Here is a 23,423-nt window from a genome sequence, read left to right as displayed (position 1 = left end):
CGGCGACGTGCGGGTGGTCCCGCATGGTGGATCGGCTCCGCTGTGCACACTCGCCGATCCGAGCAGACGTTCGCCTCGGTTGTCATCAACGGGCGCGCCGGCGTCCGGCACACCGCTGCGCCCTCCAGGTCCTCGGGCGGACTCGCCCAAGCGTTCCTGGGCGACCACGCTTTGCCTTCCATCGCTCACGCATCGAGGGTTCCAGGTCGATCCGACAGTGGCTTCGGGCGAACATTCGCAGGCGGAGTGGTCAAGTTGACTCGCGCCTGCCGACCGATCTTGTCGCAGCATGGCGCCCGCACCCCGAGAGATAGCTCTCGACCACGTCGTCCACGATCCCAGCCGCCTTGAACGGGTACGGCGGCGACGGCCACCAGCACCCCGAACGAAGACACTCGCACCGACGACTCGCATACGAATGAGGCGGATCACGCTGCCGGTGCGACGGCGCCGGTCAACGGCCGATCGGGATTTCGGTGGTGTAGGGGAAACGGGTGAGCGAGCGATCGGGGAAGTTCTCCTCGTCGGCGGCGACGGTCGTGGTGAAGGCTTCGGAGGTGAACCAGCAGGCAGCGTCGTCGGTGTCGTCGAACCAGACCTCGACGACGCCGTCGTAGTAGGTGCTGCGTAGGCCAGGGATCTCGTCGCCGGTGGGCAGGAGCAGGACATGGCGCCGGACCGGCACCGCTCCGTCCGTCACGTTCGCGATCAACGGCAGGTGCTTGTGCGTCCAGTACTCCACGAACTCCTCGTGGGTGAGGTCCGCGCGCCGGGTCAGGAAGATGCTGATCTTGATCACGGAACTCCTTGCGACAGCCTTAGCCGTGCTCGGTAACTTCCCATGCTAGCCAAACGAGTTGATCGGCAGACGGGCCGCAGAGCCTGGACTCAGTGTCCAGGGGCGACCGGTTCGGGACCGGCGTCGAGCGCGTCGAGCACCGCGTCGCCGTTGGCTCTCGCCCGCTCGGTCAGCATGTGAATCGGTTCGATCAGCGTCTCCCCGGGCGAGATGAGCTTGTACTCGACACGGGGCGGCGCCTCGGCGTAGGCGTGGCAGGACAAGCCCATGGGCCTTGAGCCGACGCAGTATCCGGGTGAGCACCTTGCGGGAGATGCCGCCGATCAACTCGATCAACTCGCCATGGCCTACTGGGCCCTTACCGAGGCCGTAGAGCACGACCACCGTCCACTTGTCGACGATCTCGGGAGAGCATCCATGTCCTACTGTCTTCCGAACCGCCGCGAACGTCTGTCCCTGCTCGGTGGAGTCCTCACGGGCATCGCCTGCGTCGTCACCCAACAGATCGTCACCCGGATCTTCGACCTGTTCCCGTCGTAGACGACCACGTGGGCTCTGTGCCCCGCTCTGTGGTCGACGCCCCGGTCCCGACCTCGTCTCGGCACCCGGACCAAACGTAGGAGCTTCGCGGCTGACACGGCGAGGTCCCTTTCCTTCCGCCACAGGTCCAGAGGGGTCACCGGGGCGCCGACACCGCGTGGGGCGAATACCGCTCCCGGGCCCCTTGATCACTCAAGGGGCCGCCTCCACGATGCACTCCTCGATCCATCGTGCAATCACACTGAACGTCGCCAAATACTCGAGAGCCTGCTGTTGCTCCCAACCGACGGCCTCTTCGTGTGCGGCGAGGTTCCGTATCGCGAGGTAGGCGCCGGCGGCAGTGAACTTTGCGCCTTCCTGGCGGGCCTTCCACGTAGGCGTGGCGCGGTCGCCGGGGAACCTCAACCGCGGCTTCCCCGGGGCCGGTTCCTTGGCGTCGAAGCTTTGTAGGCACAAGTCGGTCTCACCGATGTCGTGGCGGTCAAGCTTTTTCTGCAGGCGGCGGTTGATCGTGCGCGCGGCGGCCAGGACGGCGTCCTGGTGTGCGTCGGCCGCCCACAAGGGGGCTGCGGACTCCCAGACCCATGGGTGGAGCGAGTCGGCGGCGAGCGTAGGGGAGGTTGGGCGCAGGAAGGCGGTGATCTCGTCTCGGGAACGTGCGTGGCCCAAAGCCTGGATCGCCGCGTACCGTGCAAGGACCCAGTTGTCGCGCTGGTTTCCCGGGGGCTCGTAGTCGCCGAGAGTGGGCACATACGCGTTCTCGATCAACCGCGCGCGTACCTCTTGGAGCTCCAGTTCGTCCGAGGCTTCGGGCCATTGATAAGGGCCGCTTCGGTCGATCTCGTCCAGGTGGGCGTTGATGCCCTCCACGAATTGGGTCAGTTTCTCGACGGCGTAAGCATGGTCCACGCTCGAAGCGTAGGGGCGGCCACACACGGAGGTGAGTGGTTTTCCGTGGGACGCGGTCATGCCGGCACCGTGGTCGGACCTCGTCGGTCAACGGCGCCGGCAAAGTCGGAGAAATACCCGGCACCACCGCGCGATCGGCGGGATGATCAGCGTTTCATCGGTTTCGGGCCGGGTCGGCCCGTAGGCAACCGTCGCTGCCGGTTTGGCTTCACCGGCGGCGGATGGGAGCGGGTGCTCGTGCGGCGAAGAGAATATCTCGGCCAGTTTCCCGTGCAAGTGGCGGTGTTGCCTTCGCGTGTGGTCTACCTGGTCGCGGCGGGAAGCGCGGATGGGTTTCGTCGCGCGGTGCGCGAGGCGTGCACACGGTGGGGTGGGATCACCGAGCCGATCGTGGAGGTCGGGGTCGAAGGTGAGCTTTCAAACGAAGTTCGGAACATGATCGAGGCAGCGGATGTCCAGGCTGCGGTCAACGTCGATGTCGAGGCCCAAAGGGCGGCGTCGATCGCTCGGCTGGTCGAGCTTCCGCTGGTTCCCATCGCCGGTATCGACGACGAGGACTCCGGCCTGGCTCCGTGCAGTTGGGCCGCCGTGTTCGCCGACCCAGGCGGTGTCGGCTTGGTCGTGGCCGAAGAACAGGCCCCGCTGTGGCAGGTCGCGGTCGCGGGCGACCTCGACGACGAGGTCCTCGCCCAGGCCCAGACTCTGTGTGCGGTTCGCAGGCCCATGACAGACGCGGAAATCGGCCCCGCCCAGCTCCATGGGGCGACCCTACTGGAGCGCACCACGAAGCAGTTCCGCGAACACGGCATGGAAGTCGCCACGCTCGCGGGCGGTCCGATCACTCTCGTCGTCACCGACCCGGACGACACCGCGGTCTGCACGTGGTTCTGGAACCTGCGAGCCCTGCGCTCTCGACTACTGGCCCACTCGCACGTATTCCTGGTTCCACGCTCGGGTGTCGAAAACTGGGTGGGATTCAGCGAGCAGTTGGTGAATTTCGCGCGGGCATGCAATGGGCCCTCGTCGGAGGTGGCCGTATTCGGCCCGAGCATCTCCCACGATGAATTGCAAGCCTTCGCCCGGTCCCTCGGACTGACCTCCAAGGACGCCCCGAAAGAGCCTCGGAGGTTCACGCAGCCCGGTGGACCCGTCACGTTCACCGTCAACCGGGATCCCCGCTCTTGGCTGTTGCACCCACGGTCGTGGGGCCTGACGACCGAGGTCAACGCCCACTTCTATGCCGAGGGCACGACGATCGAGATCCCTTCCCCCGTACGGTTCGACAGCGCAGTACTGGGTTCCGTGCTCGTGCGCCTGCGCAGCGCGGCGTTCGACGGGCTGCCGCGACGCCCTGGCGTCGCCGACATGATCAGTTCCGGCGCCCGTTGGCACCGGGGACGAATCGAGACGACCCGAATCACCACGGATGGCTTCTCGTTGCGGTTGACGGTTCCGGAACCGGTCGAAGCAGCTCGCCGCCTGCTGGATGACGCGACGGCGGAGTGGGGGCTCTCCGACAAGGGACGCATCGCCGAAGGTGTGGTCGCCAGGCAGGACCCGAGCGTCCTGCTGGGACAGGGTGTGTACGAGGCGATCATCGCGCTCTATACCAAGCGTTCCAAAGAGTTGCTGAAAGAACTCAAACGGGCCCACAAGAGCGATAGTGACGACGTCGCGCTCATCGAGCTGGCCCAGGCGTGGGGCGGACGCGTTCGCAGGACGTACCGCTCGGTTGCCGAACTCAAATCCGACCACGGACTACGCGAGCACCGCGACGAAGTGCCCGACGTACTGGAGGCGTTGTGTTCGGTGGGGTGGGCCGAACGCGGTCTCGAGTCGCGATGCGGCGGGTGTGGGCACCACACTTTTGTCCCCTTGACGGAGACGCAAGGGCCCGCGTCCTGCCCCGGTTGCGGCGTACCGGCGCGATACTCCCGCGGTGACGAGGGTCCGACGGTGGTGTACCGCTTGGGCACGTACATCGACCAGGCCGCCGACAACGGGATCCTCCCCCACTTGATGACCGCCGCTGCGGTGAGGGCCGACGATCCTTCGTCGCACCTGATCCCCGGAGTGAACACCCGCTTCGCTGACGGCGCTCGGCGCGAGGTGGACGTGTATGGCGTCTGGCACGGCAAACTCGTCGCCGGCGAGGTCAAGACCAATCCGGGCGCGTTCGACGACGAGCAGTTGCGCCACGACATCGACACCAGCGCCCGACTCGGCGTCGACTTCCACCTCATGGCCTCGGTAGGCGCCATCCCCGACGAACGACGTGACGCGGCCGAGGCGCTGTGCATCGAACATGGCCTGGAACTGGCCATCCTCGACCGCGAAGACCTACGCCCCCAACGCGCCGCGGTCCCGTGAGACCCGGGTCGCTTCCACCGTTCTCCGGATCAGCGACCGCGCCTCGGACAGCAGAGGTGGTGGGCTCGAACCCCGACGCAACGTGCTGCAGGAGGACCAAGTCTGCGCCGAAGTACACGTACTGCACGAGATCTATTTCGGCGCCCGACCTCTTCGACCGCATGCCGGTCGTGCCGCGAGAAGTCCGCGGCGATGCACAGGATCCGCGAACGGTCGATGTCGACCCGCTCCGCAACCTCCTCGCCGAGACAATCGACACCACCAGACGGTGAAACTCGTGCCGATGGTCTCGCAACCACGACAGGTACGACAGCGCCTGGGTGATGACGCCGTCGTCCCGTGATCGCTTGTACTCAACGATGACCGGCAGGTTGTTCTCGTCCAACCCCAACGAGTCGATCCGCCCACGATGCCGAGCTCCCGTGCGGTACTCGGAGGCAAGAAACCGAATGCCCAACATCCGTTCCATGTTGGCCTCGACAAGCCGCTGAACGTTCCGCGTCAGCGCCTCTTGCCGGTTTCGACCACTTGCAGGTTGGTGGGCGATTCAAGATCATCTGTGGACCATTTGTGGACCAAGCCGGGTCGAGACGTACCTGATGCGCACCCCCGGCGTCGATGATCGACTGGCGCGCGGGATGCAGATATCGCTGCGTCGCCGAGAGTGATCCGTGCCCGGCGATCTTCCGCAACCCCAGGCGGATGCGCATTTCTTCGCGCACCGGGCCTGCGGGTCATAAGGCGAGGCGATCAATACCCTGATCGGCGGGAAATCGTCCTCCTCCCACCAGGTCACCCCCTGTTCGCCGTCACCGACGGCGTGGGTGAACTCCCGCACCCACACCGTGCGCAGAACGGTGACGGCGGGAATTTCCCGCAGCCACGGAGCGCCGCTGCCCCGAAGACCGCTTCGAGCGGCCGATATTCCATTCTCGACAATCCGCCGAGCCATATCGCGTCGCTCCCGCTCGCCAGCCGGGAGCCGGGAGCCGGTACACATCGATACATGCCCGGTAGCGTTCCTGCCACGCCGGTTGCATCCGCACGCGCGGCCGGTCCAGCGCCGCCCCCGCGAGCGCATCCAGCGCAACCCGCAGTGTCTCACCGACGAACTCAGGGCGATTGAGGGACCGGACCGCGGCCGGCACATGCGTGGAGTCGGCGCTTTGCCGCCCACCGGGGGCAACCAACCTCATTCTGGTCAACCGCTCCAGAAGCAGGTCCAGGAGCCTCTCCTCCAGGCCATGCGTCAGGAGCCGTTACCGAAAGCCGGCCAACACGGTGTGATCGAAGTCCGGATCGGTGAGCTCCAGAGCGAGCAGATAGTTCCCATCGATTCCGGCCCGCACCTCGTACGCGGCCTGACGGCCGGTGAGGTTCTCGGCGGACTGCAAGACACTCACGAAGGCCAGTCGGCCGGGTGAGGCACCCGGACGTCCACGGACTCCGAACACCTCCTTGAACTCCGTATCCCGAAACAACGCCCCGAGACCGTCACAAATCCTCAATGCCAGGCAGCGCCTTGGGAAACGCCACCCGAGCCAACTCCCGCGTCCAGCCCCGCCCCGGCATGGAAGGCCGCGAGGGTTCCGGCGTAGCGGTCTGCGGTGCGGCCGCACCCCGGGTGGGACTCCGCCACACGGAAGTTCGCGGCCGGCGCCCCCGTCGGCCGACGGAACAGCCCACGCTCGGGCTTTCAAGTAACCCAACCGTTTGGTATACAGTAACCATCAGTCGTGGGCCGCGCACCATGCGTACTGTGCACGGCTGCCTGGCGACATCCGCGCCGATGGCCACGTCGCGGCGTCGTGGCACGCCGAGTTCGTCGCGACTTCGAGACGGAGGTGGTAGCGCGTGGGCGGTGAGGTGTGGGGCGACCTGCCTGTGGACCTGGTACCGACACTGACCTCGGGATATCTGACTCTGGAAATCCCCTCCGGTGGAGGCAAGTTCAGTTTCGGCATGGCCTTGGTGGGCACCGAGGCCAAACAGGAGTGGCGGGTCGGCGTCGCGTCGGCATGCGAGACGAACGGTGACCGGGTCACGGTCGTCGCAGCCGGCCTGACGCCGTCGATGTCGCTGGCGGACCTTCCGGTCGTCGGACCGCAGATCCCCCGGGAGGCCGCCAGGGTGTCGCAACTGAGCCTGGTCGTCAGGACAGCGAAGAAGCCGAGCAGCACCTTGGCGGCCCGGCTCGCCACCCTGTTGCAAGGCCCGGACGCCAAGGGAGCACCGTTGGACGCCAAAGCGTTCGACGCCCGTGCCGCGCTGGGCGCGCAACTCGTGGTCGACAGCCGGCCTTCGACCGTGTGGATGGAGTTCGGCGGCACTCCCCCGGCCCCGCCGCCGCCCGCACTTCGGGGCGCCGAGGACGGGTCCGACGAGAGCGGCCCCGACACTGCTCCGAGCGACGGCTCCGGCATTGTGGTTCCTGCGGGCGGGGACACCGGCGGCGGATCGGGCGGTTCGCCGGGGATGCCCGTCTGGATGCCCGTCGACAAGGCTCTCGGCCCCCTCCAGGTACACCGCGTGGGTCTGCGCTACGACGGCGCGGCCAAGCCGAAGCGGCTGTGCGTCGTGGTCGACGCGTCGCTGGGCGCGCTCGGACTGGTCTTCGACGCCGTCGGGCTCGGCCTCGGCCTGGCCATGGACGGGTCGTACCGACTCACCGGACTGCTGGAAGGGCTGGGCCTGTCGTTCCGGGCGGGACCGGCACGCGTGGCGGGCGCGCTGGTGCGCAAGGATCCGCCGCCGTCCGGGCTCACCCTGATGATCGAAGGCATGCTGACCGTCAGCACACCGCGCATCGGGTTCCTGGCCGCGGGCATGTACGGGCAGCTCGCCGACGGACGCACCACGGTCTTTGTCGTCGGCCAAGTCACCGGCCTGCACCTGCCGTTGGGTCCGGTCGACGTCACCGGTCTGCTCGGCGGCTTCGGCTACAACTCGGACCTGACGATCCCCGCCGAGCCGCGCGACGTCCCCACCTATCCCCTGGTGGCCGGACTCGCCGACCCCAAGACGCTGCCCGTCGACAAGGGCGCCGCCGAAGTCCTCGCCAAGCTCGACGCGTTCATCAAGCCGGCCGGTGACCACCTGTGGATCACCGTAGGCGTCGCGTTCACCGTCTTCGAGGTCGTCGAAGCGGCGGCGATCGTCGCCGTCCTGGTCGTCCCTGGCGACCTGACCATCGCGGTGCTCGGCACCGCGCGCATCCGGTTCCCGCAGAACGACAACCCCTACGTCAGTCTCACCCTGGGATTGCGCGCGGTCTACCGAATGTCCACCGGAGAACTGTCCGTGTCGGGCGCGCTGGACCCCGCGCAGTCCTACCTGGTGAGCCGGGACTGCCATGTGCAGGGCGGGTTCGCGGTGTGCACATGGGTGCCGCCGTCATCGCATGTCGGGGACTTCGTCATCACGTTCGGCGGCTACCACCCCGCCTACAAGCCGCCGAAGCACTACCCGCAAAGCGTGGACCGGATCGGCGTGGTGTGGAAGCCCGCCGACTCGGTGGTGGTGCGCGGCGAGGCGTACGCCGCGGTGACCCCGTCGATGCTCCAGGTCGGCGGCATGCTGCGGGTCGAGTACACCTCCAGTGTGGTGTCGGCGTGGCTGCGCGCCGAGATGAACGCCGTCGTGCAGTGGGACCCGTTCCGGTTCGAAGTCGACATCACCGTGCAGGTCGGCGCGGACGTCCACTTCCTGGGCACGCACCACTTCGAGCTGACCGTCGGGCTGACCCTGTGGGGGCCGCCCACCGGCGGCATCGCAACGCTGGAATTGCCGATCATCCCGGACATCCACATCAAGTTCGGCGCCGGACGCCCGGCCAAGCCCGAGGCGCTGGCCTGGGCCGATGTCCGGGACCGGGTGCTCGCCAAGCAGAAGCTGCAGGCGCGGGTCGCCTCGGGCCTGGTCCACGACCAGGGCGGGACGGCGAAGAACGACCAGCAGGAGGAGGCCGCGCCCGCCATGGTGTCCCTGGACGCGCTCTCGCTGTCGGTGCAGACGCCAGTGCCGTGCACGAGCCTGGAGATGCGCAAGAACAAGACCGAGACTGCGCAGGTCCCGTCCGCGGAACCCGGACCCACCGGCGGCACCGGGACGCTGACCGTGCGCCCCATGCACAAGAGGATCACCGCGGGCTGCGTGCTGGCCCTGGCCGCCACGAAGACTCCCGCGGCCCCGCTGGACCTGTCAGTTTGGGCAGCCACGCGTACCATCGGCGGTGTCCCGGCGGCGGTCTGGGGTCCACTGCTCGACGGCCCCGGGGACGCCCCGCCGGTGCAACCGAAGTACGGCACCGGCGGCGACCCGGAGGTGATCGACGGGCAAACGCTCGGCGCTCTGCTGGTCCCGCCGCCGACGAAGCCCGTCGACATCCTCGGGCCCATGCCCAAGGAGAACCTGGAGTACGAAGAGGGCAAGACGGGCCGGCTCGCCGCCGACGTCGTCCCCGTCGGCAGCCCGGCCTCCGACGGCACCCGCGCCAAGGTGGCCGCGACCATCGGCACCGCCATGGCCGCGCAGGCGCGGCAGGCCCTGGTCGACCGCTGGCAAGCCCTCGGCATCTGCCCCGGCGTGCCCGCCGAACCGCCGCCCGTCGACGCGCTCGACACCCACGACGGCTACGCCGACCGGCTCTGGTCGCTCCTGGAATCCGACCCGATGCTCGTTCCCGCCCTCGCGGACAAGGCGTGATCACCATGACCGACCGGATCGCGCTGCGATCGGGCACCACCCGCCTCGACGTCACGTTCATCGGCCGCGACCAGCCGGCACTGGGCGCGGATACCTACACTCTGACTGCCGATCAGCCGATCGTCGTCGACGGCGACCAGCAACCGACGGAATCCCTGCACGACGCCGTGGAGTTCACCGTCGACTCGCCGCGGTTCACGCTGCCGCCGGATGCCGTGGAAGCCGTCCACCCACCGCCGACTGCGGTCGGACGTTTCGATATCACCCTGCCACACGCCGTGCTGACCGGCCACATCCTGCCGTGGGCCCGGCGCGACGACGCGCATCCGGAACGCCCGTGGCTCGCCCTGCTCCTGGTCACCGACGACGACGTAGCCACCGACCCGGGTACCGGCGAGGCCGTCCGGTCGGCCACCGTCGGCGACCTCCTCAAACCCCCCGAGCACGTCCTCGGCCCCGACCTGGACGCCGCCACCGTGGCCGACCCCGGGAAAACGCCGTGCCGCATCGTCGACGTCCACTCCGACGTGCTGGACGCGCTGCTGCCCGACGTCGCGGACCTGCCCTGGCTCGTCCACGTCCGCGACGTCACGGTGAAGACGCTCAAGAAGACCCGCGACGCCACCGACGACTTCACCCCCGGACGCCGGAGCGTGATCGCCGCCAACCGCTTCCCCCGGCTGCCGTCCCGCCGCTACACCGCAGTTCTGGTCTCCTTGGAAGGCCATTTCGGCTACTCCTACCTGGGCGGCGGCAAGGCCGCCCCGGCCGGGACAACGGCGGTGCGGATGGCCGCACTGTGGTCGTGGTCGTTCACGACCGCGGCGGCTGAGGGAGACCCCGCCAACAGCAACTTCCAGGCGCTCGCCGCCAAGCTTGCCGAGGCCAGCCGCAAGGAGGACGCGCTGTGCCTGCCGCACCAGGCCGACGCGTCGGACACCGGGGTGAAGCGTCATGTCGCCGAACAGCTGGCGGCCGGGTACGTCCCCGTCGTGCACCGGCCGGCCACCGGCGAGCACACCCCCGCGTGGTATCGGGGCCCGTGGACCGCGCACCACGCCCAGCCGCTACCCGACGGGCGGCTCCCGCTGAAGGACGCCCAGTCCGGCTTGGTCTACCTGGAGGACTTCGGCATCTGGGATGTCAGCTACGCGTGCGCCTACACCCTCGGCCAGGTACTGGCCGCCGCGGATCCGAAACTGCTCAAGGCGCTGGCGGCATTCCGGGCCGACGGCCTGGCGGTGGTCCAAGCGGCCGGCCCGGCCGACCACCGGGACGATGTGAAGACCCCGGACAGCGCCCGCACGCGCCTCGAAAAGCTGCTCGGCGACGCGGCATTGGCACCCTCGATCACGCAAGGCCTCAAGACGGAGGCGAAGAACGACACGGAAACGGCGACGAAGAACGCCCCGAAGGCATCCAAGCCCGCCACCCTCCGCCCCGAGCCACCGCGCGTCGGCGCGGGCGGCCATACCTTGGCCGTGGCGGCCCTGATCGCCGGCGCGGACGAAGCCGTGCCGCTGGCCGCGGCGCTCGACGCGGTGGCCGCTGATCACGTCGTGCGGGTGTCCGAGGCTCTCGGCCCCGGCGTCCAGTGGCTCCTGCGGGTGCCGTTCGACCACCTCGTCCCACACGCGGGCATGCTCCCGGAGCACACCGCGCGGTTCTTCCAGGTCGATCGACAGTGGATGAACGCTCTGTTCACCGGCATGCGCAGCCTCGGCACTGCGACGACCCTCGACCGGCACCTCGATCTGCTGCTGGACCGCGCGCATCTGCGCGCCAAGGACCCGGACCTGCCGGTGTTCGGAGTCCTGATTCGCTCCCCGCTGGTGCGCTACTGGCCGGAACTCGTCGTGGAGGCCAAGCACGACGGGAAGCCCTTGGCCACGTGGGTGGGAAGGCCACTGCCCGACACCATGCTGCTGCTGTGGGACAGCCGCCCCGATTCGCTTGTCCTGCGTGAGCCGCCGCACGGGCTGAGCCTGGGCATCGACACCCTGGTTCCGGAGGCCCTGAATCTGCGGAAGCCCGACGGCGGCGACATGGGCACATCCCTCGGGCAGACCGCCCAGGGCATCGAGAAATGCCGGCGCGGCACGGACGGAGTGCGCGGGGAAGTGGTCTGCGTGGCCGCCAAGCGCGGCGGCGCCACCACCACTCTCAAGGACATCGTGCAGGCCGCCTTGACCGCCAACGGCCACGGCACCCCCGCACTGACCGCGGCCGGTCTCGCCCTGCAACTGCTCAACTCGGCGGGGTCGCTGACCTTCGCCGCGGACGTTTCCCCGGCCGACCCCGCTCCCCCGTCACCCGGCACCGCCTCCGCCGGGCCCGACCCCGCGAAGGACGGTTCCGCATGACCGACCCCGCCGTGCTGACCGTCCCGATGGTCGTCGACGCACTCGTGGTGACCCCGCCGGTGGCCAACGATGCCTTCTGGCGTTCGCCGGCCGCCTTCCTCGGACGCTTCCGGGACCCCGAACCGCGGCCGCTCGACCACACCACCTTCGGCGTCTCGCCCAAGGAGCAAGGTGTCTACCTGCACTGGCACTTGCCGGCGGCGCTCGGCAAGGGGCGACTCGACCTGACCGGGGGCCCGGACGCCGACGTCTGGTACCCGGCGGCACCCAACCGGTGGCTGATCCTGCGCTACCACCACCGCCGGAAGTCTTCCGAGGCCTTTCCCGACGTGGCCGGCTGGCTGGTCCATAGCGACGTGACGGACACCAAGTCCCCCGCCAACGGCGGCCTCGGCACGTCGCGGGTGGACAACCTGCTGTGGATGGGCCACACGGTGTCCCTTGCCGCGGACTGGACCGAACCGGCCGGCGGTCGAATGGAAAAGCTGACCGTCGTGGGGCCGGGCATGCCCGCGTTCGCCTCGTTCCAGCCGTACTGCCAGGACGTCTTCTCGTTCCACGACCCCCTCACCGACGGGGTCGGCAAGCCGGCCTCGCTGCTGGCCGGCGACCTGAGCTACCTGGTCGTCGGCTGGCACGCCAAGCCCGCGGACGATCCGCTCGACACCCGGCAGATCGACGACCTGATCGCCTTCTTCACCCCGACGTCCCCGCCCGACCGAGTCGGCGACGCAATGCGAAACCTGGGCTGGACCGTCACCCCGCCACCCGCACTCGACGGCCGGGACCGGTCGATCTACGCCGGGACCGTCCTGGGCCTGGACTGGGACCCGGCGGCCGCCACCGCACCGCCTTCGAAGAAGCCCGACGGGCACCAGGACGTCAAGCTCGCCGTCGGCCACGACATGGCCGACGCCTCGGCAGCCCTGATCCGCGACAGCCTCGATCTGACCGCCTACCAGGACCCGGGCTCGGCCACCCACCTGCTACGTGCCTTCCACACCGGAAACCTGGCGGTTCTGGACCGGGCCGCCGACGCCGGTTCGGAAGCCGAACTCCTGGACACCGCCGCCCACGACGACTGGTTCGCTCCGGTGCCCCGGGGCTCCTGGTGGAAGGTCACCCCGCCTGAGGCGCCCCCGGGCGCACCCGACACCCTCGCGGGCGCCCAGGAGCCCCCGTATCCTCTGGCCGCATTGCGCAAGCTCAACGCCGCGCAGGCCGCACTCGACCGGCAGCGCCTCGCAGTCGCCCAGGCGGCCCGCGCGGTGAACGACTTGTGGTGGCTCCAAGGCGAGTACGACGAAACCCACGGCAAGAAGCCCGACTTCAAGATCGACGAGTGCCGCCGTCAGCTCGATCCCGCGCAGAGTCCGGGCGCCCGGCACGACTTCGAAACAGCGATGGCGGATCTCAGGAAGCGTGCCGCCGAACGCAACCGGCTGCACATCGAACTCGCGGAGGCCCTCCCGCGGGGCTGGGGCCTCGCCGAGGTGGCGCTGCCGCCCTTCCACGCCCCCGTCGACCCCACCATCCTGATCAGCGGCGCCGGAACCCCGCTCGCCGATGCGCTCGCGGCCGGCAAGCTGCCGGAGTGCCGCCGCGCCAGCCAGGTGATCACCACCGTGACGGTGACCGCGCACGGCAGTTCGCCGGAACTCGTCGTCACGGCGCCCTCCTCCGCCGACCTCCGGCTGCCACCCCAGTGGGGCAAGGCGGCAGGCACCGCCCCCGAGCCGACCCGCCCGGTGCTCGCCACCCTTGCCGGCGAACTGCATGTCCTGCACACGGTGGCCCACTACCTGCGCGAGGCGGGCGACCTCGGCGACGACCGCCTCGGCACGCCGCTGAACACACACCCCCGCATCTCGCCGCTGACCGGCGCCGCGAAGTGGCCCGGCCACGCCGACGTCTGGGAGCAGCCGTGGCGGCCGCTGACGGTGGCGTGGACGGCAACCTGCCATACCCTCCCCTACGAGAACGCGCAGGGCGCCCCGCAGTGGACGTTCGACGGCAGCCGCCGCCACCTGACGACGGCGGTGCCCGCGCAGGAGACATTCGCGCTGCAAGGTCGCAGCCTGCTCAGCGAAACCCCGGTCACCGTCCTCGCCCGCCGCATCGACGCCCACCTGGCCACCTACCCGGACGCGCCGCCGGAGGCACTCAAGGGATTCCGTGCCGTGGCCGCGAAATGGAACCTCTCCTCCCAGCGGCTCGGTGGACTGCGCGCCGTCCTCGGACGGCGCGGTCCCGCGTTCCACTTGGACCCGCTGCCGGTCCCCCGCCCCGACGGGGCGGCGCCCGCGCCCACAATCGGGGGCTACCAGCCGGTGCAGGCCGTGCAGTTCACCTTGGACGACCTGAACATCGTCGACACGTTCGGCCGCGGTGTGATCGTCATCGATCCCAAGAACCGCCCCGGGCACCACGTCGTACGCTCGCCGTCGGTGACGCCTTCCGTATCTGCCCAGGGTCTGAAGACGGACGATGTCAACCGCTTGGTGGAGCTGGCACCGCGTCTCCCACAGCCCGCCCGCCTGTGCCTGACGCCCTTGACACACACCGCCGCGGCCACGGCCGACCTCGGCAGGACCATCGATGGCGACAGCGACCCGATGTTGACCGCGGACACCCCCGTCGCGGCGTGGCTGGTCGTCCGGCGCACCCGCAACGATCCCGGCAACGCGGCGGCGCACTGGCACCTCGCGATCTACGCACCCGACGGCCGGGGGCTCGGCGAGATCCGCTACATCAGCGCCCCGAACCCGGCACACGACGCTGTCACCTGGCTCCCGCTGCCGGGGTCGCCGCTGCGCACCCCGCGGTCCCTGTACGACGCGGCCTTCGCCACACTGAACCCGGCGCTCGCGGGCTTTCTGACCTCGCTCGTCGACCAGGAGCCGGACATGGTCGCCGGCGGGCACCAGGGCGGCAGCGAACGCCCGGGCCGCTTCAAGGACTTGGCGCTCAGCGTCGACCAGACCCTCATGTCCACGGCGCACACCCCCGGGAACACCCGGATCGGGGCGGGCATGGCGGCAGGACGCGCCCTGGCGCTGGTCCGGATGCGCGTCCACCTCGAATTGGACGGCGAGCCGCGCGCGGACCCCTTCTGGAACAAGGTCTTCGACCCGCCCGCAACAACCGACCCGCATCTGGATCGGCGCTGGCCGGTGCGCCTGGGCACCGGCGGCGATCTCGCGGACGGCCTGGTCGGCTACTTCACCGGCCCGCTCGACCAACCCGGCGCCACCGACTACGGACTGCTGCACGCCGTCCACCCGCCACACGACCCGGCCGGCTCCTACACGAAGCCGATCGTACGGGCGGACGGCACGACCGGCGCCGAAATCGCGGTCCCGGCAAGGCCGGTGGCGGAAACCGTGGCACCGAAGGACGCCGCCTACGTCACCCTGCTGATGGACCCCAACACGACGGCCGCCGCACACACCGACATCCTGCCGGCCGTCACCTACCGACTTCCGCCGCCGGCCGTCGCGGCCCACCTCGAACAGCTCACCCTCGCCGTCTCGCTCGGCCCGGTGCTGGCCCGGGTGCTGCCCTCGCCGGCCGACCAGCCGCCCGCGCCGGACCGGTTGAGCCTGCCGACGCCCGACATCGGCGGCGACTGGCGATTCGCCGTCCCTCCGCGCCCGCCTGCGGCCGCGACCGTGCCCTGGACGGCGTACGGGCTCTCCGCCGCCGTCATCGAACCCCGCCTGTGGCCCGACGCGCCGGACGCGCTGACCGGCTACCTGACACTCGCGCAGAAGAAGAACTGACCCCGCCCTGCCAGGGGTTCGGTCCATCGACCGGTCCCGGCCCCCGGCATCTCCCACGGAAACGGACCTGTGGACACCCCTCCCCTCACCGGGGGCGAGTTCGAGATCACCAACCTCGCTCCGCAATCCCAGCCTTCCTACGGCGGCTCGGTCACCCTCACGTGGCATGGCCCGGCACCGTCCAATCCGCACAGCTACTACCTGCAACGCTCGGACCGGACCCAGAAGGCCGACGCGATCACCCCCGTCGAAGACGCGCAAGGCGTATGCAGCCACGTCGAAAAGAACATCACCCAGGCCGTCACGGCCTTCCTGGTGATCGTCCGAGGTCCCGACCACGACGAAGCACGCGCGATCACCAACGTGATCCTGGAGCGCGGCGACGTTCATGCCGGGGCGCTGTCCGCGACGGGCACCACGCGGCTCCTCAATCCCAGGCCGACGGCGTTCTTCGACAAGGACACGGCGACCACCGCGGACTACAAGGCCCCCACCGACGGGTTCCTCGCGGTCACCGTGACCACCCTCGCCCAGCAGACCTTCGCCAAGCTCCACATCACCATCGCCGACACCGGCAAGGACCCCCGGACGCCACTGCGCAGCACCCTGTTCGCGGATCGGCCACAGATCCCCGCCAACACGCTGCTGCCGGTGCACGCCGACGCCCGGGTCACCCTCCAGGTGGAAGGCAAGAACCCCAAGGCGACCGCCACTTGGTTCCCCCTCGGCAGCGGCGACCTCGCGCCCTACACCTCCTGAAGGCCCATCGTGCCCACCGGCAGCACTCCTCAGCTCACCTATTCCCCCACACCTCGGTTCCTGAGCGCCGTCACGCAAGGCGGCAAGCTGTCCCTCGCCGGGCGAAACCGCACCGGCGGCAGCGTCACCTGCAGCACCGTCACGTTTTCCTTCCCCCAGGGCAACGCGGCCACCGACCTGACCGCCCAGGACGCCGAGGCGCTGGGGCTCGGCGCAAGCCCGGGTTGGGACAAGGACGTCCAGAACGTCGGCAACAGCATCGAAGTGACGTTGTCGGCGCCGGGGGGCCTGGTGATGGCCAACGGCGACACCGTGGAGCTGCACTTCGACAATCTGGACACCAACGGAGCGACCGGCACCGTCGACGTCATCGTCACGGAGGAGACGGAGGGGCATTCCACGGCCACGACGACCGTTCAGGTGGAGAAGAATCCGGCCGGCTTCGTCCTGGCGGACTTCCGGCCCGACCCGTACATCGTCGATCCGGAGCACACCACCACCGACCTGACGTGGCGGACCACCGTCCCCCAAGGGACGACCGCGACGTATTCGCTCCGCTGCACCGGGTACGCGCAGCCGTGGGACGTCACCGGAAAGACCACGCAGCACATCGCCCCGCCCGGCGACGCCACCTGCGTGCTGACTGCGACGCTGCAGCCCGGGTCCGGACCGCAAACCCGCGCGGATCTGGGCACGTTCGTCATGGTGGCGGGCGCGGCGGTCGCGGCCCGGACGCTCGCCGCGGACACCACCGTCGCGCTGCTCGGACGCACCGACCCGGACAATGCGGGAATCCCCGGCTACACGCCGGTCGACGCGCGCACCGCCACCGTCGCAGGGGACAGGTTCGTCGCGCACACCGACGGGCTGCTGATCGCCAACGTCGGCACGCTGGACGCCGGCCGCGAAGTGCACCTGCACCTGGCGCTTGCGGTGGCACCACCAGGTGACGAGGAGCTGTACCGGATGACCACCGTGGCGGACACCCGGCGACAGACGGCAGTTCTGCCGGTGCCGGCCGGGTCCGCGGTCACAGTGGCCACGTCGTCGCCGGGTGGGTCCGTGGCGGACCCGTGGTACATGGTCGTTCTGGACTGGCGGCCGTTCGGGGGTGGTCGGCTCAAACCGACCCCGTGACAGCCGCCATGCCGCCCCGGTATCAGGCGAACTCCCGACTTTCTCCATCACTTCGGTTCAGCGGCGGCCAGGAACCGGGGCGCCGACGACAGGGGCGTGAACACGCACGACGCCGGGGTCGCCTTGACCGCGTACGCGGATTCCTCTTTGCCGTCGGCGCCCGCGTACAGGCGCATCACGTGCTCGGCTCCGGACTTGTCGTAGCCGAGGAACGCAGCCTGCACCGCGGTTTCCAACGGGCCCTTCACGACCGGGCCAACCAAGCCGTCCTGTACGTTCCACATGCAGTACGCGGACGCGAGCTTGGATGTCTTCCCCCACAGCACGACGCTGCCCTGCGACGTCTCGCAGGCGGCCGTCACGGTGAAGTCCTGGGGCACCGCGAACGGTTCCCCGACCTCCACGTGCTGCTTGCCCAACACGGTGTGGTGCCACGAGTAGCGGCGGTACTTGCCCGCGTCGGCCATCTCCAGTGCGTGGAACGTGTAGGTGTTGGCGCCGAATTGCTCGTCCTGGCGGAACACGCCGACGGGAACGTCATTCAACACGCCGGTCAGGCACGTCCACAGGTCCCGGATATGCGTCCCCGCATCGGTGTAGGGGTACTTGTGGTCGACACCGCCGGACGGCCAACTCTCCGTGGGTCCACCGCCGTCGGTCTGGAGGATGCGACGGACCAACCCGCTCGCGTAGAAGACGTAGACCAGCGGCTCACCGTCGGGCCCTTCACCGGCGGCCATCGCGGACGGCGCGTGCTTCATGGGGTTTCCTGCCTCTCCTCGGCGGATTCCGGTGCCCCCGGCGCCTTCCGCGCCGCGTGGGCGCGCTTGCGCCCTGCGGGACCGGCCTGTTGCACCGTAAGGCCCGTCGTCACGCAAAGCAAACAACCAGTTACCTCTAGTGATACCTTGTCGCGCGTCAGCCTGGCGGAGCCCTCTCTCGCGGCTACGCCATCCGACGAAGCAAAGGAACCCGCATGCCTGTTACGCCTGACGCCGTCGAGGCCCAGCGCACCGAACTCGGGCGGATCCTCGGACTCGACGCCCCCGTCTCCGAGCAGGTGTTCCGGGCCGCCGTCACCGACGACGGCTACGCCCGGAACATCCTCACCTGCCGCCGCGACTCCGAACTCCTGGACCTGGTCCTCGCCCGGCCCCCGGCCCCGGCCGAACCCCTGTCGCCCGCAACGCTCGTCGCCCGCGGCGCGACCGCGCTTGCGCGATGGGCCCGCACCGGCTTCACCGTCGTCTCCGACGACGTGTTCGACGCCCGGATGCGCGCCTGCGCCGCGTGCCCCCACCTGGCGACACAGCGGGGCAACTCCCTCCAGCGGCTCACCGCCACCGGACTCACCGACAAGTCCACGTGCACGCTGTGCGGTTGCGTCGCGGCCCGCAAGGCACGGCTGCCGTCCGAGCAGTGCCCGGGGGTGGACCCGGAGCGGCCGGACCACACGCGGTGGGGGGATCCGCGGGAGGCGGACGCGCCTGCCGAAAGCGAGGCCGGCCGATGAGCACCGAAGTCGACGGCCTCGGCTTCGTCGGGATCACCTGGCAGCGCGGCTACGGCCGGGTACTGTGCAGCACCGCCAAACCCGAGGAGAAGCTCTTCGAGTTCGGATCCCCGCCGTCGGGGAGTGTGTCCGCGAATGCGCACTCCGGCGTAACGCTGGACACCTCGTGGGACCTCGCGTACTACACGGAGACCGGCGTCGTCACCGAGCTGACCTGGAAGTCCGACACGGTCGCCGGGAAGTTCTGGCCGCAGGACCGGCACTACACCGCCTTCCACTGGTCGGCGACGGACAAGTCCCTGCTGGCTGCGCGGATGGATTCCGCCACGGTCGACAAGTACGGCGCTCCGGTCAAGAACTCCCGCGTCCTGGTGGATCCGATTCAGTATTCGATCGGATCCCCCACCGCCAACACCCCGTTCTCGGACATCGCTCTGGGCCCGGAAAAGACCATCCTGTTCGGGCTCCAAGAGTCCGCGTCCGGAACGTCGCTCGCCTGGGGCAAGCTCCAGCCTGCCCACGAGCCGAGCGTGGCTGGCACCGGCGGTGCGTCGAGCGTCGACTTCGGGGTCGCACGATGGCTCGCCGTCTCGCCGACGTCCGGGGACACGTTCGTCATGGGAACGCCGGAGGGGAACGCCGGAAAGATCCAGCGGTTCAACGCCACCCAGACGAAGTCGACCGATGCCATCGCCGCCCCTGCCGGCTGGCAGTGCTACGGGCGTCCCGTGATCGCTACCGCTGCCAACCGCCAGTACTGCTGTGTCCCGGTGCGCAAGGGGACGGGCAAGGACTCGGTATGGGGCATCGCCGTGGTGGACATCCTGGACTTCACGGCGAAGCAAGCGGCGGTCATTTCCCTCAGCGACGCCTACGGCGTCGCACCACTGGCCGTCAACCCGAGCAACGGAAAGCTCTACGCGATCAAGATTTTCTCGTCCAGTCCCGGAAAGACCGGACTGGAAGTGGTGGCCGCGAACCCGGCCAAGCCGACGGAGAATCCCACGACCGTCACCACATGGCACTCCTCATTGGACATCTATTCGGACGCGCCGGAGCACCTGTGGTGCTTCGCCTGGAGATGATCCGGCCGACGCTCGAAACCACGGAAAGAGTCAGATGAACGAATACAACCAGCAGCTCTGTGAATCGAAAATCGCCGAGACCGGCGTCAAGGCCTGCGCTACCATCCAAGGGTTTCTTCCGCATCACTGCACGGTGATCCAGGAATCCTACGAGAACCTCTGCAAGACACAGGACGCGAACTGGCCGGTGCCGGCGTTCTACTGCGTCCTCCCGGACGGAAAACCCGATTTTTTCAAGAATCAAGGATCCGTCAAGGTCGAGTGCAAGAAGGCCGGCGGCGAGGTCGACATCTGCGCCTGCTGCTGTGCGTGCATGGCGTACGGCACGATGATCGCCCTGTCCGCGGAGCGGCAGGAGAAGGTCGAGTCGATCAGAAAGGGCGAACAGGTCCTGACCGGTTCGCTCACCGGGGACGGCACCGTGGTGTGGAGACCGGCCCTGGTCACGTTCAGCGACGGCGCGGCCGGGGGCGCCAACCTCAACACGATGCACATGTCCTTCGGCCAAGCGAACGAGAAGGTGGGCGAGCTCGTCTGCAGCAGCGACCAGCCGGTGCTGCTTGCCGACGGCACCCTCGTCCAAGCCTCCCAGGTGCACGTGCGCGACGAACTCATGGGCGGCGACGGACAACCCGTGCCGGTCCGCTCGGTTGCCATCGGCGAGTACACCGGCGGTCTTCACCACCTCGGCGTCGGACGATCCGCCGACCCCGCGGGCGGGCACCTCCTCCACGCCGCCGGCATCGTCATCGGCGACTACTACCTCCAGTTGCAGCCCGACCTCCTTGCCGACAACTGGTCCGACGACGCCGCCGCACGGCCCCACATTTGGGACGAGGAATACGCCGAGCAGAACGGTGCCGAGCAGCACGGTGTCTCCCTGGTTTTCGGCACGCCCGGATGCGGAAACGAAACCGCGCTCGCCGAGGGCAAGTTCACGGTCTTCACCGGGCCCGTCGACTACACGGGCACCGATGTCGCCGCACTCTTCACCCCCGGTCAGGCCGAGGACATCCGCACCCGCGGCAAGCAACTCAGCGCGGGCAACAAGGTGCCGCAGTTCATGGTCGAGACCGTGTTCTCGCACCTGCGGGGCTTCTACCCCGACATCGACTTCTATCTCGACTGGGACCAACCCGAGCCGAACGTGTACGCGGTTCGCCGCTTCGGCCGCAAGACCGTCGTCGTCACCGGCGGGCTCGCGCGGACCCGGAACGCCGACGGAACGGGCCTCGCCCTCGAATTCCCCGGCATGGTGATGGCCGTGGCACACGGCATCGCCCGCCACTCCGGAGAGGCACCGCTCAACACCCACGGCTTCAGCAACACAGGCCGCGCGGACCACCACGCCTTCCACTACATCAGCGCCACCTTCTGGTGGGGCAAGGACATCCTCCGCAACGCCTCCCCCGCCGAGGACCAGTTCAACGCCCTGTTCGACCTCGTCACCGAGGCCAACGGCCAGGGCAATCCCGACCCCGCAGCCGACGAGCCCTCCATCGCCTGCCGCCGGCAGTGCGTTTCCTTCACCTCACCGGGCTCTCTTCCGGAATGTGCGGGCGGCCCCCCGCCGCTCCGCCTCGCCCTCGAAGACGCCGCAGCGACCCGGGACACCCTCACCCTCGCCGTCAACCTGGCGCCCAAACCGGAGACCGTGACCCCGGTCGGCAACTACACCATCACCCCGGCGACGGAGATCCTCCAGGCGACGCCCGCCTCCGACTCGGTCTTCCACATCGTTGTCAAGGTGAAGACGCCGTTCGAGCCGGGCACTCCGTACCGGATCACCATCCACGAACTCGAATCTGAACTCGGCACCGGCGTCGACCCACAGCACGCGAGCCTGGAGTTCACTGCGCTCGCGGCGCCGGTCCCGGCCTGAAGTCAGAAAGCAGACGAGAGATGACAACAGAAAGTCTGTGCAAAGAGAACATCCAGAGCGTCGGCGAAGAGCCTTGCTCGGCGGTCACCGGCTACCGGCCGGGAGACTGCGCGCCAGTGATGGAGCAGTTCCGGGAATACTGTCTGGCAAAAGGCGGCGCATTCCCCTACCCGATTTTCTACTGCCAACTCCCGGACAACAGCGCCAAGTTCTTCGCCGACGTCCGGACGCACAAGTCGGAGTGCGCGAAGCTCGGCGGTGAGATGGGCGTCTGCGCCTGCTGCTGCGGCAGCGGCGCCCAAGCGACGATGATCGCACTCTCCGCGGAACGGCAGGAGAAGGCCGACTCGATCGCCAAGGGCGAGCAGGCGCTGACAGGTTCGCTCACCGACGACGGCACGGTGGCGTGGGCACCGGCGCCCGTCACCTTCAGTGACGGCGCTGCCGGTGCCGCGCACCTCAACAGCGTGCACCTGTCCTTCGGCCATCCCGACGATCCGGCCGCGGAGCTGGTCTGCAGCACCGACCAGCCGATCCTGCTCGCCGACGGCACCCTCGTCCAGGCGTCCCAGGTCCAGGTGCGCGACCGGCTCATGGGCGCGGACGGGCAGCCTGTCCCGGTACGCTCCGTCGCAATCGGCGAATACTCCGGCGGTGTGCACCACCTCGGCATCGGCCGATCCTCCGAACCCGGCGAAGGCCATCTGGTGCAGGCCGCCGGCATCGTCATCGGCGACTATTACCTCCAGCTGCAACCCGGCCTGCTCGCGGGCCACTGGGCCGATGACGCCCAGCGCCCGCATATCTGGGACGACGCATACGCCCGGGACAACAGCGCCGAGCAGCGCGGTGTCTCGTACGTCTTCGGGACACCCGGATGCGGCAGTGAAACCGTGCTTGCCGAGGGCAAGTTCAGCGTCTTCACCGGCCCTGCCGACTACACCGGCACCGACGTGGCGGCCCTCTTCACGTCCGCCCAGGCCAACGACATCCGCACCCAAGGTGCGCAGCTCAGCCCCGGAATCGTGGCACCCAAATCCATTGTGGAATCGGTGTTCTCGCACCTCCGTGGCTTTTACCCCGATATCGATTTCCACCTGGACTGGGACCAGCCCGAACCCGACGTCTACGCGGTGCGCCGCCACGGCAGGAAGATCGTCGTCGTCACCGGAGGACTCGCCCGGACCCAGCGCGGGAACGACACCGCCACGGTCCTGGGGTTCGAAGGCATGGTCATGGCCGTCGGCCACGGCGCCGAGAGGTTCTCCCGCACGGCACCGCTGAACACCCACGGCTTCGCCACCACCGGTGCCGCCGACTACCGCGCCTTCCAGGAACTCGCCCAGCGCTTCTGGCCGGGCGGTTCGAGCTGGCTGGCCAACGCCACAGCCGCCGAGCGGCAGTTCGGCGCGCTCTTCGACCTCGTCGCGGCACCGAACGCCCAAGGCAGCCCCGACCCCGCGGCCGACGAACCGTCCCTCGACTGCCGGCGCCGCTGCATCGCGTTCGCCGACACCCGCGGAATCCCCGAATGCGCGGGCGGCCACCGTCCGTAGGCGCAGCCCCTGAACGACGCCACG

At 69.1% G+C, this 23,423-nt stretch carries 15 protein-coding genes and 1 pseudogene; 11 read left to right on the top strand and 5 right to left on the bottom strand.

The genetic code is table 11. The features are described 5' to 3' along the window. Positions 1-454: 454 nt before the first annotated feature. Both ACH4XV_RS03755 and ACH4XV_RS03750 read right to left on the bottom strand, forming a co-directional pair. Positions 455-799 carry an EthD domain-containing protein gene (locus ACH4XV_RS03755; protein ID WP_395786646.1) on the bottom strand — a complete coding sequence of 115 codons (345 nt, stop codon included), beginning with the start codon at positions 797-799 and terminating at the stop codon, positions 455-457. 89 nt (positions 800-888) lie between these two features. Then, positions 889-1,201: pseudogene (locus tag ACH4XV_RS03750) on the bottom strand (winged helix-turn-helix transcriptional regulator). A 15-nt stretch (positions 1,202-1,216) separates the two neighbouring features. On the opposite strand from ACH4XV_RS03750, the gene ACH4XV_RS03745 reads away from it, so the two are divergent. After that, entirely contained in the window at positions 1,217-1,339 is a 123-nt protein-coding gene (locus tag ACH4XV_RS03745) for a hypothetical protein (RefSeq protein ID WP_395787085.1), read from the top strand. 192 nt (positions 1,340-1,531) lie between these two features. Here ACH4XV_RS03745 and ACH4XV_RS03740 read toward each other — a convergent pair whose 3' ends face one another. Continuing rightward, complete coding sequence (locus ACH4XV_RS03740; protein ID WP_395786645.1) at positions 1,532-2,248, bottom strand: TIGR02391 family protein; 717 nt, start codon at positions 2,246-2,248, stop codon at positions 1,532-1,534. A gap of 297 nt (positions 2,249-2,545) precedes the next feature. Between ACH4XV_RS03740 and ACH4XV_RS03735 the strand changes: the two genes are divergently transcribed. Further along, positions 2,546-4,618, top strand: coding sequence for a hypothetical protein (locus ACH4XV_RS03735; protein ID WP_395786644.1), 2,073 nt, complete (start codon positions 2,546-2,548; stop codon positions 4,616-4,618). A gap of 1,259 nt (positions 4,619-5,877) precedes the next feature. Here ACH4XV_RS03735 and ACH4XV_RS03730 read toward each other — a convergent pair. Then, positions 5,878-6,072: a transposase gene (locus tag ACH4XV_RS03730; RefSeq protein WP_395786643.1), complete on the bottom strand. Its 195-nt coding sequence runs from the start codon at positions 6,070-6,072 to the stop codon at positions 5,878-5,880. 400 nt (positions 6,073-6,472) lie between these two features. On the opposite strand from ACH4XV_RS03730, the gene ACH4XV_RS03725 reads away from it, so the two are divergent. From ACH4XV_RS03725 to ACH4XV_RS03705, 5 genes are all read left to right on the top strand, one after another. After that, positions 6,473-9,322 carry a DUF6603 domain-containing protein gene (locus ACH4XV_RS03725; protein ID WP_395786642.1) on the top strand — a complete coding sequence of 950 codons (2,850 nt, stop codon included), beginning with the start codon at positions 6,473-6,475 and terminating at the stop codon, positions 9,320-9,322. A 5-nt stretch (positions 9,323-9,327) separates the two neighbouring features. Beyond that, a complete protein-coding gene (locus ACH4XV_RS03720; RefSeq protein WP_395786641.1) occupies positions 9,328-11,685 on the top strand; it encodes a hypothetical protein in 2,358 nt (785 codons plus the stop codon). After that, the gene (locus ACH4XV_RS03715; protein ID WP_395786640.1) at positions 11,682-15,467 is read left to right on the top strand and encodes a hypothetical protein; all 3,786 of its coding nucleotides are present in this window, start codon (positions 11,682-11,684) and stop codon (positions 15,465-15,467) included. The genes ACH4XV_RS03720 and ACH4XV_RS03715 overlap by 4 nt, the downstream gene beginning before the upstream one ends. A gap of 69 nt (positions 15,468-15,536) precedes the next feature. Next, on the top strand, positions 15,537-16,226 hold the full coding sequence (locus tag ACH4XV_RS03710; protein ID WP_395786639.1) for a hypothetical protein: 690 nt from the start codon (positions 15,537-15,539) through the stop codon (positions 16,224-16,226). 9 nt (positions 16,227-16,235) lie between these two features. After that, a complete protein-coding gene (locus ACH4XV_RS03705; protein WP_395786638.1) occupies positions 16,236-17,363 on the top strand; it encodes a hypothetical protein in 1,128 nt (375 codons plus the stop codon). A gap of 47 nt (positions 17,364-17,410) precedes the next feature. Here ACH4XV_RS03705 and ACH4XV_RS03700 read toward each other — a convergent pair whose 3' ends face one another. Then, positions 17,411-18,124 (bottom strand): hypothetical protein, encoded by a 714-nt coding sequence (locus tag ACH4XV_RS03700; protein ID WP_395786637.1) that lies wholly within the window; start codon positions 18,122-18,124, stop codon positions 17,411-17,413. A 215-nt stretch (positions 18,125-18,339) separates the two neighbouring features. On the opposite strand from ACH4XV_RS03700, the gene ACH4XV_RS03695 reads away from it, so the two are divergent. From ACH4XV_RS03695 to ACH4XV_RS03680, 4 genes are all read left to right on the top strand, one after another. Beyond that, entirely contained in the window at positions 18,340-18,876 is a 537-nt protein-coding gene (locus tag ACH4XV_RS03695; RefSeq protein WP_395786636.1) for a hypothetical protein, read from the top strand. Further along, positions 18,873-19,961, top strand: coding sequence for a hypothetical protein (locus tag ACH4XV_RS03690; protein WP_395786635.1), 1,089 nt, complete (start codon positions 18,873-18,875; stop codon positions 19,959-19,961). Before ACH4XV_RS03695 ends, ACH4XV_RS03690 begins: the two co-directional genes overlap by 4 nt. A 133-nt stretch (positions 19,962-20,094) precedes the next feature. Next, a complete protein-coding gene (locus ACH4XV_RS03685) occupies positions 20,095-21,843 on the top strand; it encodes a hypothetical protein (protein WP_395786634.1) in 1,749 nt (582 codons plus the stop codon). 20 nt (positions 21,844-21,863) lie between these two features. Next, the gene (locus ACH4XV_RS03680; protein WP_395786633.1) at positions 21,864-23,399 is read left to right on the top strand and encodes a hypothetical protein; all 1,536 of its coding nucleotides are present in this window, start codon (positions 21,864-21,866) and stop codon (positions 23,397-23,399) included. Positions 23,400-23,423 lie beyond the last annotated feature (24 nt).

It is taken from the genome of Embleya sp. NPDC020630, assembly GCF_044334985.1.
GTDB lineage: Bacteria > Actinomycetota > Actinomycetes > Streptomycetales > Streptomycetaceae > Embleya.
Note: the sequence above shows the minus strand (reverse complement) of the source record. Positions and strands in the feature narration are given on the sequence as shown.